This is a genomic window from Halobaculum sp. MBLA0147, from assembly GCF_041361345.1.
GTDB lineage: Archaea > Halobacteriota > Halobacteria > Halobacteriales > Haloferacaceae > JAHENP01.
On sequence record NZ_JBGKAD010000001.1, the window covers coordinates 1,667,816 to 1,681,743 of the forward strand.

Here is a 13,928-nt window from a genome sequence, read left to right on the forward strand (position 1 = left end):
CCCGACGCGGCAGACGGGGACGATCGGCGTCGCCACGCCGGTCGCCGCGGCGGACACCCCCGCGTCGAACCGCTGCCCGCACATTCAAGTCGGCGTCGCCCCCACCGCACCGTATGGACTACCGCCTCGCGGTCGGCGACACGGAGACGACAGTACCCGGTGGCACCGGTATCCTCCTGCTCCACCCGAGCATCGGAGAGACGGACCGCATCGACACGGACTTCCTGCGGACGGACACGGACCACTTCCTCGTCGTCTCCACGCGCACCACCGCACGCGAGGTCGAACAGAAGTTGGAACACTACGAGGTCGACGAGTCGACAGCCGACATCCTCGACACCATCTCCGTCGACCGCGGCTACTCCCGTCGCGGGAGCGACCACCTCCACTACGTCTCCGCGCCCGACGACCTCGACGGCGTCGTCGAACAGGTCGAGACGTTCCTCGCCGACCACGAGGGGAAACGACGCCTCAGCGTCGACTCGCTGACGGAGATGGCCTACTACGCCGACGACGACCGCGTGTACGACGCCGCCGGCGCGATGCTCGCCTTACTCGATCAGTACGACGCCGTCGGCCTGTTCCACCTCTCGAAGGAGGTCCACGACGCCGAGACCCTCGACCGCTTCCGCGCCCAGTTCGACGGCGTGATCGACCTCTCCGAGGACGGCGACGTGACGGTCGACCTCGGTGGCGAGTGACGGCGGACCTCGACGCCGAGTGACGGCGGACCTCGACGCCGAGTGACGGCGGACCTCGACGCCGAGTGACGGCGGACCTCGACGCCGAGTGACGGCGGACCTTGACGACGAGTGACGGCCGGGACACGACGACGCGACTCGTCGCGACCCACCGCGACGGTCGTGCGTCCAGCTACGCCTCCTCTTCGAGTCGCTCGTAGGTCTTCTTCGCCCACTCGACGGCGAACGGCGCGGCGTGTTCGCGGTAGGCGGCGGTCGCGAGCGCGCCGAACGGCGCCGGCAGTGACAGGTCGTGTTTCACCGCCGAGCAGGCGTACTCCGTCGCGGCCGGGAACGTCGTCCGTCCGTGTGCCACCTCGCTCGACAGGTCGCCGAGCCGACCGGACAGCCGCTCGCCCGCGTCGCGCCAGGCGTCGTACAGCTCCGGGTACGGCCCGAACGTCGGCGATTCGCCGGCCGTACCCTCGGGTTCGCCGCTCGTCGGGCCGTCGCGGTCGTCGGGAGGCGCGTCTCCGACGACCCGGTCCAGTGCCGCCAGCGTCGGCGTCGCGGACGCGCCGGCACCGGCGTCCGACACCGCCGCCGCCGGACCGGGGTCGACGAGATCGGCGAGTACAGTCTGTGCCGTGCGGTCACCCGCGCGTTCACCCGTTCCCCACGACCGGAACACCTCGCGGGTGTACAGCCCGACCCAGGCGTCACACAGCGCCGCGGCGAGCTGGTAGGTGTCGGCCGGCCCGACCGGCGTCGCGGCCGCCAACTTCGCGTACGACTCGCCGAAGAAGGGGAGGAAACTCTCGGGAGCGCCGACGCCGAGTTCGACGAACGCCTCCGCGAGCAGGAACGAGAGGAACGCGTCCGGCGTCCCATCGGCGCGGTGTTTGACCAACACCGTCGGCGGGTCCGTCTGGCGCGTCCACACGACCGTTCCGTCGCCAGGCAAGCCGACGGTGAAGTCCGTCCCCGCGTAGCGCCGCAGCGGCTCTGGTGCGTTCGGCGGGAGCCAGTCGGTCGGGTACGCGACCGGGTCCAGCGAGTCGACGAGCAGCCCGAGTTCCTCTGCGGTCTCCGGCGGGAGTGTCTCGAAGTCGGCGTCCGTGTCGAGGACGAGCGCGTCCGGCGCGTACGCGTCGCGGACGGCGGCCAGCGGCTCCGAGAGTGAGCGACGTTCGAACACGGACGTGCTAGGAGACGAGACGGCGAAAACGCACCGCTTCACCGGCGGTGACGGCCGAGGACCGACCACCGGCTCCGCTCACGAGCGGCCCCGGTGGGCGGGACACGAGCAGCCCCGGTGGGCGGGACACGAGTGGCCCGACGGGGGAACACGAGTGGTCCCCGGTGCGGAGCGAGGAGCGACCGTCGGTCAGGGGAACGCGATGACGAGGACGAGCGCGATCGCGAGGACGGCCGCACCACCGACGACACCCGCGACGATCTTCGTAGCCTGCGACATACTCTCGCGTGCCGCCGGAGCGGGCTTAAACCCTTCAGTTCGGAGTCGGGCCCGTCGCCTCGGAGCCGTCGCCGGTCGCCGATCCAGAGCCACCGCGTGACCGTGATCGTGTGGCGGATTACGGACCAGACCACGCGACGCGACCGCGAACGTGTGGAGAGAACGCTTAACTCCGTCCGACAGGTACGCGGAGTTATGCAACACGTGAAGGTTCCCGACGACCGCGTGGGCGTTCTCATCGGCGAGGGAGGTGAGACGATGCGACGGATCGAACAGCGAGCCGAGGTGCGACTCGACATCGACTCCGAGACCGGTTCGGTCGGCATCGAGACGGTCGGCGACCCCGTCGCCGGGATGGTCGCCCCGGACGTGATCCGCGCCATCGGCCGCGGGTTCACCCCGGACGCCGCGCTGACACTGTTGGACCACGACCTGCGACGCTTCGACCTGATCGACCTCGCGGAGAAGACCCGCAACAAGAACGACCTCCGCCGCCAGAAGGGCCGACTGATCGGCGAGGACGGCCGGACACGCGAACTGATGGAGGAGCTGTCCGGCGCCGAGGTCGTCATCAAGGGCTCGACACTGGGCGTGATCGGCCAGCCGGAGGAGGTCCAGGCCGTCCGGCGCGCCGCCGGGATGATCCTGGACGGCGCGCCACACGGCGCGGTGTACTCCTTCTTGGAACGGAAACACAACGAGATCCACGGCACGCCGGACCTCTCGCCGCCGAGTCCCGAGGACGGCTCGCCGTAGTCTCGCCTACCGCTGGATCCGCGGTGACACCAACGTCTCGACCGTCCCGTCTCCGTCCGCGAACCCGTACTCGAACCTGACCGGACAGTCTTCACCCAGTCGGAGCGCCACGTCGGTCCCGCCGGGGATCGCACGCGTCACCTCGTCCAAGTACACCAGCGAGAACAGCGACTCGGCGGAGCCGGGCGACAGCGCCGGGAGATCCTCCTCGGCCAGTCGGACGGACACCTCGTCCGTGTCTCCGTCCGCGCGCACGAGGAACGCCGGCTCCGTGGGGTCGACCGCGAGCGTGGCGTAGTCCGCGACGAGGTCGACCGCCCCGACGAACCGCTCGATCTCCGCGACGGGGAGTGTACAGTCCGCGGTGTAGGGGAACGCCAACTCCTCGCGGTCCGGCGGCGAGAGAACGCTGTCGGGGTCGAGCGCAGCGACGCCGTACGACAGCTCCGGCAGGCGCACGTCGAGGTGCCACGTCGCCGGGTCGACGGCGAGCGTCACCGGGTCGTCGCCGGCCGCGACGCCGACCAACTCCGAGAGTCGGCCGGCGTCGACCCCGACGGTCGTCCCGTCCGCCTCGTAGCGGTCGAACGCGGCGGCGTCGACGGTCACCGTCGCCAGCGCCACCTGCGCCGGGTCCGTCGCCTCCACCCGCAACGCACCCGGCTCGAAGTGGAACAGACACTCCTCGGCGACCGCCTCGACCGCGGCCAACGCCCGTTCGAGCCGCGCGACCGGGAGCGTCGCCGTGACCGGCGGGCGCCTGTGCTCGTCGCCGTCTGTCGTCGTGTCCCCACCGGACATCGCCCCGTTCACCGCCGTGTCGCCGCCGGTCGCCGTCCCGTCCGTCGCCGTGTGCTGCACGCCGCCGTCACCGCTCGACTCCGACTCGCTCATACCAGACCACAGGGTCGTCCACGGCAAGAGGGTTTTCGTAACGCGAGTGGTAGGTAACCCGTATCAGGTTACAAATATACAAATAGTATGACGATCGTAATCGTTTTTGGATTATGTCTGGCAGCAAAGGCGGAGACGGCGACGACCGCGATCGCGGTGTCCTCACGGCGGCCGACCGCGCGTACCTACGTGGAGAGACGGAGCCGTCGAGTACGCAGGTGGAACGGAACACGAGAGCACGGATCCGGGACCGCGTCCACGACGCACTGTTGGACTTCCCGGTGTTGGTCGAACACCTCTCGGACCGCGACCGGGAGTTGGTGTTCGGGGACCGACTCGACGCCGCCGGGCCGGCGGCGTTCGACGCGCTCGTCGCGACGGTCGCGTTCCTGTACGACGGACTCGAGGAGACGGACCTCCCGTTCGAGACGGTGCTCGCGGAGGGGATCAACCTCGCAGTCGCCGACGACGAGCGGTCCGCGACCGTCTCGCTGGACGTGACGTTCCACGGACTGACGGCCGAGACAGTCCGCCGGAAGGCACGACAGGGCGAGTCGCTGTCGCTCACCGAGGTCGCGTTCGCCGACCGGTCCGACGAGGTGGACCTCGCGGCGGTGACCGACACCGTCGACGGACCGACCGAGACGGGCGACGACCGCGCGGTCGACGACGGCCGTATCCAGGCCCGTGTGACCGACTTCTGACGGCGGCGGGTCCGAACCCACCCGGCACCCGGCTCGTCGGGCGAGAAGTAGTATAAAAATCCCAGTGTGAGACATCTTCACAACACCCAGAACGGCCACAGGCGACCGTTCTCGTGCCAGTGTCGTAAGGTATTTATAGAAGTGTGGACAATCAGAGAGTACATGTCTCAGCGAATGGGTAACCAGCCGATGATCGTACTCTCGGAGGACAGCCAGCGGACCTCCGGGAAGGACGCACAGTCGATGAACATCACCGCAGGGAAGGCCGTCGCCGAGTCCGTCCGGACGACACTCGGACCGAAGGGGATGGACAAGATGCTCGTCTCCGACGCGGGCGACGTGGTCGTCACGAACGACGGCGTCACCATCCTCAAGGAGATGGACATCGACCACCCCGCGGCCAACATGATCGTCGAGGTCTCCGAGACGCAGGAGGACGAGGTCGGCGACGGGACGACCAGTGCGGTCGTCGTGGCCGGTGAACTCCTCGAACAGGCCGAGGACCTCCTCGACTCGGACGTCCACGCGACGACGATCGCACAGGGGTACCGACAGGCCGCCGAGAAGGCCAAGGAGATCGTCACCGACGCCGCCATCGACGTGTCCGCGGAGGACCGCGACACCCTCGAGCAGATCGCCGCGACGGCGATGACCGGCAAGGGCGCGGAGTCCGCCCGCGACACGCTGGCCGCGCTCGTCGTCGACGCCGTCCTCGCCGTCCGCGACGAGGAGGGCATCGACACGGACGACGTCTCCGTCGAGACGGTCGTCGGCGGCTCGATCGGCAACTCGGAGCTCGTCGAGGGCGTCATCGTCGACAAGGAGCGCGTCGACGACAACATGCCGTACGCCGTCGAGGACGCCAACGTCGCGCTGTTCGACGGGGCCCTCGAGGTCAAGGAGACGGAGATCGACGCCGAGGTCAACGTCACGGACCCGGACCAGCTCCAGCAGTTCCTCGACCAGGAGGAGGAACAGCTCCGCGAGATGGTCGACCAGATCGTCGACGCCGGCGCGGACGTCGTGTTCGTCGGTGACGGTATCGACGACATGGCCCAGCACTACCTCGCACAGGAGGGCGTGCTGGCCGTCCGCCGGACGAAGAACACGGACCTGCGCCCGCTGGCTCGCGCCACGGACGCACAGATCGTCTCGAACCTCGACGACCTGACCGAGGACGACCTCGGCTTCGCCGGCTCCGTCGCCCAGAAGGACATCGGTGGCGACGAGCGGATCTTCGTCGAGGAAGTCGAGGACGCGAAGTCGGTGACGCTGGTGTTGCGCGGTGGCACCGAGCACGTCGTCGACGAGGTCGAGCGCGCCGTCGAGGACTCGCTGGGCGTCGTGCGCACCACGCTCGAGGACGGGAAGGTCGTCCCGGGCGGCGGTGCCCCGGAGACGGAACTGGCCCTGCAGTTGCGTGACTTCGCCGACTCCGTCGGCGGGCGCGAGCAGCTGGCCGTCGAGGCGTTCGCCGACGCGCTGGAGGTCATCCCGCGCACGCTGGCCGAGAACGCCGGACTGGACCCGATCGACTCGCTGGTCGACCTGCGTGCCCGTCACGACGGCGGCGAGTTCGGTGCCGGCCTCGACGCCTACACGGGCGAGGTCGTCGAGATGGACGAGGACGGCGTCGTGGAGCCGCTGCGCGTGAAGACGCAGGCCATCGAGAGCGCGACGGAGGCCGCGACGATGATCCTCCGCATCGACGACGTGATCGCCGCGGGCGACCTGAAGGGCGGCGGCACGGACGACGACGACGACGCCGCGGGCGGCCCCGGCGGTGCCGGTGGCATGGGCGGCGGCATGGGCGGCATGGGCGGTATGGGTGGCATGGGCGGCGCGATGTGACGCCGGCCAGAGTCACGCCACACCACCACACCCCGACCGCACCGTAGCTCGACCACCGTCGCACGCGACGACCTCACGTTCTCACACTTTCTCGCGACCCGCGAGCCGGTGGCTCGTCGGCCGGATAGGTGTATCTCCGACGATACGAGCCGCCCAGACAGTTCGTGGCGCCGCGGCCGAAGCCTCGGCCACTCAGCCGAACAGGCCGCCGAGGTAGAGGACCGCGAGCGCGGAGACGACGAACAGCCCACTCGCGTACCGGGTGACGACCACGCGACCGCGGGGAACACCGCTTCGCCCGTCGGGGTCCGTCCCGCCGGACAGCGCCGAGCGGAGCCCGACCGCTGTCCGCTCGTCGCGGCCGGTCGCGCCACCCACCGGGTCGTCGTCGGGCTCCATCTCGCGGGTCTGCGAGAGGAGCAGGCCGGCACTGCCGGCTGCCGCGCCCATCGAGAGCGTCAGGACGGCGAGTCCCGGCGAGGCGCCCACGAGGGTCGCGCCGCCGGCGACGACCGCGAGTGTCACCAGCGGCCAGACGAGCCCGTGGACGACGATGCCCCGCAGTCGGCGTCGGTTCACGCCAGCGACTCGGACGAGCACGTAGGAAACGGTTCCGACGCGCGGGCGCGATCGACGCGACCGACATCGTCACGCGACACCGGAGTCACCACGACACGATCCCGCAACACCACACGACGGCAGAACGGTGACACTTATCACCGACGGCACGTCAGGCGTCGGTGTGGTCAGTCTGCTGTTGGTCCTCGGGGTCGCGGTCGCGGTGTTCGTCGGGTTCAACATCGGCGGCTCCTCGACGGGGGTCGCGTTCGGCCCGGCGGTCGGGAGCGGGTTGCTCGCGAAGCTCCCCGCTGCCGCGTTGATGACCGTGTTCGTGTTGTTGGGAGCCGCGACCGCCGGTCGCGGCGTGATCCAGACGCTCGGCGGCGAGATCGTCCCCTCCTCGGAGTTCACGCTGCTGGTCAGCGTGATCATCCTGCTGTTCGTCGGGTTGGCGCTGCTGGTGTCGAACACCTTCGGTGTCCCGGCATCCACGTCGATGACGGCCGTCGGCGCCATCGCGGGACTGGGCGTCGCCACCGGGACGCTCCAGGAGCCGGAGATGGCGCGCATCGTCGGCTGGTGGCTCGTCTCGCCCGTGTTGGCGTTCTGGATCTGTGCCGTCGTCGGCCGGTACCTCTACCCGTACCTCGACGCCAGCTTCCGGATCGACCGTTCGCCGGGTGCGGTGCTGGAACGCGACGGGCTCTCCGTGTCGCTGGCCGAGGGGACGACGCGCCGCGAGTTCGTCGGCACCGTCGCGGTGGTGGTCGTCGCCTGCTACATGGCGTTCTCCGCGGGGGCGTCGAACGCGGCCAACGCCGTCGGGCCGCTGGTCGGCTCCCCGGCGGCGAACGTCTCCGTCGACGCCGGGATCCTGTTGGCGAGTGGCGCCATCGGACTCGGCGCGTTCACCATCGCCCGGCGGACGCTGGACACCGTCGGGAACGACCTGACCGACCTGCCGATCCTGGCGGCGCTGATCGTCGAGGTCGTCTCGGCGAGTCTCATCACGTTCCTCTCGTGGATCGACGTGCCGGCGTCGCTGGCCGTCTCCGCGACCATGAGTATCGTCGGCCTCGGGTGGGGGCGTGCGACGCGGACCGCCACCCTCGGCGACGCCGTCCGCGGTGACGCCCCCGACGTGTCCGTCGACGCGCTCGCGGCCGAGGCAGAGTCGACGCCGACCGCAGACGGGCAGGCGCAGGGTGACGGCGGCGCCGCGACGACGGACGGCGTCCCGGAGTTGGGAGAGACGGACGAGGACCTGCTCGCCGACGACCTGTTCGACCCCGGGACGACCGGGCGCGTGATCTTCTTCTGGATCCTCACGCCGTCGCTGTCGTTCGCCGCCTCGTACGCGCTGTTCCGGTTCGTCCCGCTGTGAGGTGGCGGAAGACGTTCCGAGGTGGTCGGACACCGGAGATCGGCCCTCGGCAGCCGTGGCGACGGCGACGCGTGGTGGCGGCGGCAGTCGGAGTGACCGCGTTGCGTACCGACGTAGTCGTGTGCCGGTGTAACACGCTCTCGCGTCCGTGGACGGGGGTTCGGTGTCGTGGGATAGCAACATCTAATTGTACGGGAACCCAATCGAGAGTCGATGCCCACTGTCGAGTACCTCAACTACGAAGTGCTAGACGACCACGGCTGGTCGATGGACGACGACGACCTGTTCGAGAAGGCCGGAGACGCCGACCTCGGCGACGAGGACTACGGCTCTCTCGAAGTGAACCAGGGCGAGTACATCCTCGAGGCCGCCGAGGCCCAAGGCTACGACTGGCCGTTCTCGTGTCGCGCCGGCGCCTGTGCCAACTGCGCGGCCATCGTCAAGGAGGGTGACATCGACATGGACATGCAGCAGATCCTCTCGGACGAGGAGGTCCAGGAGAAGAACGTCCGGCTGACCTGTATCGGGTCGCCGACCGCCGACGAAGTGAAGATCGTCTACAACGCGAAGCACCTGGACTACCTCCAGAACCGCGTCATCTGAACCGACGCGCCGTTCGGTTCTCCGTTCTTTCGAGACGGTGAGAGATATCAGTCGTTAATCCCACTCCGACAGCCTTCGTACAGTACCCGGCATGCGAAGATCATATTACGACTGGCTGTTAGATGCTGACTAAAGTCGTGTCGGGTTACTGGTGGCGTCAGTTTCGGCGACTATCCGAGAACAGAGAACAACTGTTCGCGTTCAGTTGTCTGAGTACCAATCAAATCTGGCAGCAAGGACAATTACCGGACGAGAGACGCGAAGAGATATCACAGAGAGGGCAGGATCTGATGCGAGAACTGCTCCCCGAGGGACTGCGTCAGCGTCGAAAGCAGAGTAACCACGACACAGACGAAGAGTACGTTCAGAACGTATTGTTTGAGGGCGACAATCTGACCCTACCGTTCGTCGCACAACACTTGACCGACAACATCACTGGCGTCTCGTGTGAGACAGAGAGTCAAAACACTGCTTCGGAGCCCGATATCGTCGTCTCGAAGAACGGTGTCGAGACGGCGAAGCTGGAGGTCAAACGAACTGTGAGCAGCGGGAACGTCTCCGACTACGTCACACAGTTCACAGCGAAGGACTGGCACGAGAGTGAGAAGTCGACTCCCTCGGTCTTGGTCATCTACTTCCCACTCATCTGTGAGACACCGGCGTGGCGCGCACAGAAGCTGGTCCGGGGGTACCAGAGTCTGATCGAGAGGGAACCGAAGTGGAACGAGGATTGGATGTACGTCCGGACTATCCCAGCACCACTCGAAAGTGGCGGCCAGTTCGGCCCACTGGAAACGACGGAGAATCTCGTCCGTGAGTTGTGAATGGCACCACCGGATTCTTATCCTGCGAAGGGCTATCAACAGGTATGACCGAAGCCGACACGCACAGTAGCTCCCTCGAAGATCTCGACCAGACGGAGTCACAGCTCCTCCGGCTGGTGGCGGGGTCTTCGGGGCCGGTTCGCGGTCGGACGAAGCTGATGAAACTCGGCTTCTTCGGGGAGTTCTACGACCGCGACAACGACGGTCTCCGCTCGACGGAGCGTGTCGGCGCGTTCGACGACTTCGTGATCTACGACCACGGTCCGTTCAGTAGGGACCTGATGGAGGCGTTCGACCGTCTCAAGGACCGTGGGTTACTCGACGAGCAGACGGAGTTGACGTTCAGAGGGAATCGCCGAAACGACGTGTCGCTGACTGATCGGGGAGAACGAGTCGTCGAGCGTCTCGATACGGACACCGAGACACGGGACATCGTCGAGCGGTTCGACGACTACAGTGCCACGGAAGCCGAGAGTGAGAGTCTGGAACTCCTCGGCATCGGGCGTCACGAAAAAGACGAGTACCGTCTCATACACGTCTCGGAGATCGTCTAGCGGGTGAACGTTCTCAGTCGACAGACCCCTCGCGGCGCGCCGCCTCCCGTCGGCCCACGAGTCGCCGTCGTGTCAGCCACGCGGTCGTCCCGCCGACGAGCGCGCCGGCCGTGTTCGCGAGTTGGTCGAGCAGCGAGAACGATCGCGTCGCGAGTGGGAGTTGCCCGACTTCGAGCGCCAGCCCGTAGCCGGCCGCCAGCGCCACCGCGAGCGCGATCCGACGGGGCTCGCGCCCGACGGCCCACACGGCGACCGCGCCGAGGGCGGTGTAGCCGGCGAAGTGGAGGTGTTTGTCCGTCACGACGGGGATTCCCGGACCCGTCCCGGGCGGTCGTGGCCAGAGTGACGCGACCGCGAGGAGGAGCGCGACGACCACGACACCGACACGACTCACTCGGCGGACGCGCTGCGGGTTGACGAGCGACATCGTCGCCAGTCTGGCGGCCACCGGACTAACTCCTCCGGTCGCACTGCGATCCACTCCCGACCATCGCGTAGCGTCCACTCGCCGCAGTCGGCCGCGAACCACCCGACTCCGTCGACCATCCGGCGAAGGTCCCCCGAGAGAATCAGAATCGGTAGCGACCCGATCAGATTTATGTGTCGGAGGCGCGAGCGTCCGGACAGATGCCGTCACGCGACTCCGATGGACCGAGTCGGTTCGCGGTCGTCCTCGCGGTTCTCCTCCTCGGGCTCGCGGCCACCGCGCCGGTGTTCGCACAGGAGACCGGCACGGAGACCGCGACGAGCGCGAGCACGGAGACCGCCGGCGACGCGTCGGTGGTGGTGGTCGACGACGACGGCGGGGCGGACTACCGGACGATCTCCGCCGCCGTCGCGGCCGCACAGCCGGGGACGACGGTCCGCGTACTGAAGGGGAACTACACGGAGGCGGTCGTCGTCAACCGGAGTATCACGCTCGTCGCGCCCGACGGCGCGCTGTTGTACGGCGGGGGCGACGGCGTGACGACCGGGATCACGATCACCGAGGGCGCCGCGCCGACGATCCGCGGGTTCACACTCGTCGACTACCGGATCGGCGTAGACGCACGCGGCTCCAGCGGCGCCTGGTCGCTACAGGACGTCGCGATCGAGGGTGCCGACAACGTCGGCGTGTACGCCGCGGCGTCGACGGGCGACTGGAGCGTCTCACAACTCACGGTGACCAACACGACCGGCGTCGCCGTGGGTGCGTTCAAGTCCAGCGGGAACTGGAGTGTCACCCGTGCGACGGTCCGGAACACGCGTGGTGTCGGGATCAACGCACGCTTCGCGAGCGGGAACTGGCGTGTCCGGAACGCCGACGTCCGGAACACGACCGCCGGCACGACGATCCCGGCCAACTGGAGTGGCACCGCGATCTACGCGGGGAACGCCAGCGGGAACTGGACGGTCGGCGCCTCCGTCTTCGGCAACAACGACGACCCCGTGATCGACGCGACGAACGCCGATCCGGCCGGGAACGCGACCGGTAACTACTGGAACGGCGGCGTCCCGACCGACGGCGACTGTATCGGGGCCGTCGACTGCGGTGATCCGCTGAGTACGCCGCCGGTCGACTTCGGCGACAACACGCCCGCCTACCAGCCCGAGGCACCTGGCGGGAGTGGGCTCCCACTCGTCCAGGTCGCGGCCGGCATCGTCGGGGTGCTGGTGCTGCTCGGTGGTGGGTACCTCGTCACACAGACAGTCGGCGCGGACACGCTCGTCGCCACGCTGGAGGGGCTCGTCGGGAGTCTCCTGGCGGCGGTCGGCGTCCTGGACGGCGGCGGTGGCAACCGGATCATCGCTCTCTCGAACGAGGACCAGGCGAGTGTCACCTGTCGCGTCCAGTGTCGTACCAACGACGGCGTGCAGTTCCAGTACGACCTCACGCTCGCGAGCGGCGAACAGCGCGAGGCGCCGGAGCTCCCGGCGAGTGGTCCCTTCGAGATCACCGTCCAGGTGGGTGACGTCGACGTGACCGAGACGTTCGAGAGTGCGACCGACGTGATCGTCCGCGTCGTCTCGAACGACGCCGAGGTCGTCGCCGCCTGACCGCGGCAGCGGGAGGCGGCAGGTCACTCCGAAGCGGCACACCACTCCGAGGCGATACGCTACTCCAGACACCCGTCGTCGGGTGCCGCCGGTGACGGCACCGGTCGTCCGTCAGCCCATCCCGGGCGGCGGGTCACGGCCGAAGTCGTCGTCCTCGGTGTCCACGTCGAGCCCCATCTCCTCGCGACGCGTCCTGAGTTCGCGGATCTGCCGGAGGTAGTAGGCGACGCCGCCGCCGCCGACGAGGAGCGCGACGCCCAGCAGTCCGGCGAGGATCTGCACGTCTCGCGGGAGGTAGAACTGGACGATCACGGAGTCGCGTGTCACCTCGTCGATCTGGACGTGGACGCGGTCGTCGGCGTCCGGCGCCGAGAGGTCACCGGCCGGCGACACGCGGCCGAACACCGGCAGCGAGGCGCGCCGGCCCGGTGGGAGGAGGACCTCGTAGTCACCCTCGACGAACACCGGTAGCGCGAATCGTTTGGGCGAACTCCCGGCCGTGAACGCCACCTTGTCGCCGGAGACGTTCCCCTCCGGGAAGGAGACGATCACCGCCTCGCGGGTCCGACGCACCTCGCCGCGCTCGGCGAGTGTCGTCCCCGAAATCACCGTCCCGTTCGGGTACTGGTAGCGGATCGCCCGGGCCGACAGCGGGTTCCGGCCGCCGAACCCGTCCCGGCGGAACAGTTCGATCCGCTCGCCCTCGGCGCGGTACACCCCCTCGAAGGTGGTGTTCTCGTGGATCGTCACGTGCACGTCGGCGCTCGTGTTCCACGCGTAGCTCCCACCCGGGGGCGTCTGGTCCAACTGCTCGTCGCGAACCTCGCCGCCGAGGAACCCGGTACACCCCGACAACAGCAACAGTAATCCGAGCGCGACGGCGGCGCGCGTTCGTCGTGTTCCGATCATCGTGCGGGGAGTCGACCGTTATTGGGGGACGACACACTTCAGTTCCGCGGGGAGGTGTTCGCCGACGGCGGCCAAGAGTCCCGGCGGGTCCGTCGCCGGCTCACAGAGCACGCTCTGCTCCAACAGACCGAGGCGCTCGACGGTCACGATGTCGCGAGCGTGACCGGCGCGGTTCACCGTCGCCCGCACCTCCGCCCGCGTCGCGCTGTTGACGTTGAGTCGCCCGTCACCGCGCGTCCACTCGTACAGCCGGTCGCGCGCCGTCTCGGCCAGCTCGTGGTCCCCGTCCGCGTCGTAGACGAACTCTAACGGGAGGTGTTGGACCAGTCCGAACCGGTCGCGGATCTGGTCGGCGGTCCCGACACCCAGTCCGAGTCCGTCCGTGTCGACGGCGATCTCCTCGCCGGCGTCGAGGTACAACGCGTCCTCGTCCCACGCGTCGAGCGTGCCGGTGTACGTCTCCCCGTCGTCGAAGTGGTCGGTCACCGTCCCCCACTCCTCACGCAACAGGTTGCGCGCGACCGGCGCGTCCTCGCCGGTGAGCGTGACGGCGACGAACTCGTCGCCCCGCACACCCACGTCGTACTCGACGGCCAACTCCTCGAGTGCGTTCGCCACCAACGATCCCATCCCGTCGAGGGCACGCTCGCGCGCCTCGCCGGCCACGTAACACTTCGTCGCGAGAACGACCATC

15 protein-coding genes are annotated in these 13,928 nt (G+C 68.4%); 9 read left to right on the forward strand and 6 right to left on the reverse strand.

Annotation, left to right across the window (positions count from 1 at the left end):
- The first annotated feature begins 113 nt into the window (after nucleotides 1-113).
- Nucleotides 114-701, forward strand: a complete 588-nt coding sequence (locus tag RYH80_RS07920) for a DUF7090 family protein (RefSeq protein WP_370903313.1) — start codon at nucleotides 114-116, stop codon at nucleotides 699-701.
- 172 nt (nucleotides 702-873) lie between these two features.
- Here the strand turns inward: RYH80_RS07920 and RYH80_RS07925 are convergent, their stop codons facing one another.
- Nucleotides 874-1,878 carry a DUF7089 family protein gene (locus RYH80_RS07925; RefSeq protein ID WP_370903314.1) on the reverse strand — a complete coding sequence of 335 codons (1,005 nt, stop codon included), beginning with the start codon at nucleotides 1,876-1,878 and terminating at the stop codon, nucleotides 874-876.
- Nucleotides 1,879-2,352: 474 nt separating this feature from the next.
- On the opposite strand from RYH80_RS07925, the gene RYH80_RS07930 reads away from it, so the two are divergent.
- Complete coding sequence (locus tag RYH80_RS07930; protein WP_370903315.1) at nucleotides 2,353-2,913, forward strand: KH domain-containing protein; 561 nt, start codon at nucleotides 2,353-2,355, stop codon at nucleotides 2,911-2,913.
- 6 nt (nucleotides 2,914-2,919) lie between these two features.
- Here RYH80_RS07930 and RYH80_RS07935 read toward each other — a convergent pair whose 3' ends face one another.
- Nucleotides 2,920-3,807, reverse strand: coding sequence for a DNA polymerase (locus RYH80_RS07935; protein ID WP_370903316.1), 888 nt, complete (start codon nucleotides 3,805-3,807; stop codon nucleotides 2,920-2,922).
- A 113-nt stretch (nucleotides 3,808-3,920) separates the two neighbouring features.
- Here RYH80_RS07935 and RYH80_RS07940 point away from each other — a divergent pair, with 113 nt between their 5' ends.
- Nucleotides 3,921-4,511, forward strand: a complete 591-nt coding sequence (locus tag RYH80_RS07940) for a DUF8102 family protein (RefSeq protein WP_370903317.1) — start codon at nucleotides 3,921-3,923, stop codon at nucleotides 4,509-4,511.
- A 189-nt stretch (nucleotides 4,512-4,700) separates the two neighbouring features.
- On the forward strand, nucleotides 4,701-6,362 hold the full coding sequence (gene thsA, locus RYH80_RS07945) for a thermosome subunit alpha (protein ID WP_370903318.1): 1,662 nt from the start codon (nucleotides 4,701-4,703) through the stop codon (nucleotides 6,360-6,362).
- Between the two features lie 192 nt (nucleotides 6,363-6,554).
- On the opposite strand, the gene RYH80_RS07950 is transcribed toward thsA, so the two are convergent.
- Nucleotides 6,555-6,941, reverse strand: a complete 387-nt coding sequence (locus tag RYH80_RS07950; RefSeq protein WP_370903319.1) for a hypothetical protein — start codon at nucleotides 6,939-6,941, stop codon at nucleotides 6,555-6,557.
- 163 nt (nucleotides 6,942-7,104) lie between these two features.
- On the opposite strand from RYH80_RS07950, the gene RYH80_RS07955 reads away from it, so the two are divergent.
- The 4 genes from RYH80_RS07955 to RYH80_RS07970 all read left to right on the forward strand — a co-directional run bounded on the left by RYH80_RS07955 (nucleotide 7,105) and on the right by RYH80_RS07970 (nucleotide 10,288).
- Nucleotides 7,105-8,307, forward strand: a complete 1,203-nt coding sequence (locus tag RYH80_RS07955) for an inorganic phosphate transporter (RefSeq protein WP_370903320.1) — start codon at nucleotides 7,105-7,107, stop codon at nucleotides 8,305-8,307.
- A 213-nt stretch (nucleotides 8,308-8,520) separates the two neighbouring features.
- Nucleotides 8,521-8,910, forward strand: a complete 390-nt coding sequence (gene fer, locus RYH80_RS07960) for a ferredoxin Fer (RefSeq protein ID WP_370903321.1) — start codon at nucleotides 8,521-8,523, stop codon at nucleotides 8,908-8,910.
- Nucleotides 8,911-9,032: 122 nt separating this feature from the next.
- A complete protein-coding gene (locus tag RYH80_RS07965; RefSeq protein WP_370903322.1) occupies nucleotides 9,033-9,734 on the forward strand; it encodes a hypothetical protein in 702 nt (233 codons plus the stop codon).
- 44 nt (nucleotides 9,735-9,778) lie between these two features.
- Nucleotides 9,779-10,288: a hypothetical protein gene (locus tag RYH80_RS07970; protein WP_370903323.1), complete on the forward strand. Its 510-nt coding sequence runs from the start codon at nucleotides 9,779-9,781 to the stop codon at nucleotides 10,286-10,288.
- Nucleotides 10,289-10,301: 13 nt separating this feature from the next.
- Here RYH80_RS07970 and RYH80_RS07975 read toward each other — a convergent pair whose 3' ends face one another.
- Nucleotides 10,302-10,736, reverse strand: coding sequence for a VanZ family protein (locus RYH80_RS07975; RefSeq protein ID WP_370903324.1), 435 nt, complete (start codon nucleotides 10,734-10,736; stop codon nucleotides 10,302-10,304).
- Nucleotides 10,737-10,915: 179 nt separating this feature from the next.
- Here RYH80_RS07975 and RYH80_RS07980 point away from each other — a divergent pair, with 179 nt between their 5' ends.
- A complete protein-coding gene (locus RYH80_RS07980; protein ID WP_370903325.1) occupies nucleotides 10,916-12,325 on the forward strand; it encodes a right-handed parallel beta-helix repeat-containing protein in 1,410 nt (469 codons plus the stop codon).
- A 111-nt stretch (nucleotides 12,326-12,436) separates the two neighbouring features.
- On the opposite strand, the gene RYH80_RS07985 is transcribed toward RYH80_RS07980, so the two are convergent.
- The gene (locus RYH80_RS07985) at nucleotides 12,437-13,234 is read right to left on the reverse strand and encodes a DUF5803 family protein (RefSeq protein ID WP_370903326.1); all 798 of its coding nucleotides are present in this window, start codon (nucleotides 13,232-13,234) and stop codon (nucleotides 12,437-12,439) included.
- An 18-nt stretch (nucleotides 13,235-13,252) separates the two neighbouring features.
- Nucleotides 13,253-13,927 carry a DUF2110 family protein gene (locus RYH80_RS07990; protein WP_370903328.1) on the reverse strand — a complete coding sequence of 225 codons (675 nt, stop codon included), beginning with the start codon at nucleotides 13,925-13,927 and terminating at the stop codon, nucleotides 13,253-13,255.
- Between the last annotated feature and the right edge of the window lies 1 nt (nucleotide 13,928).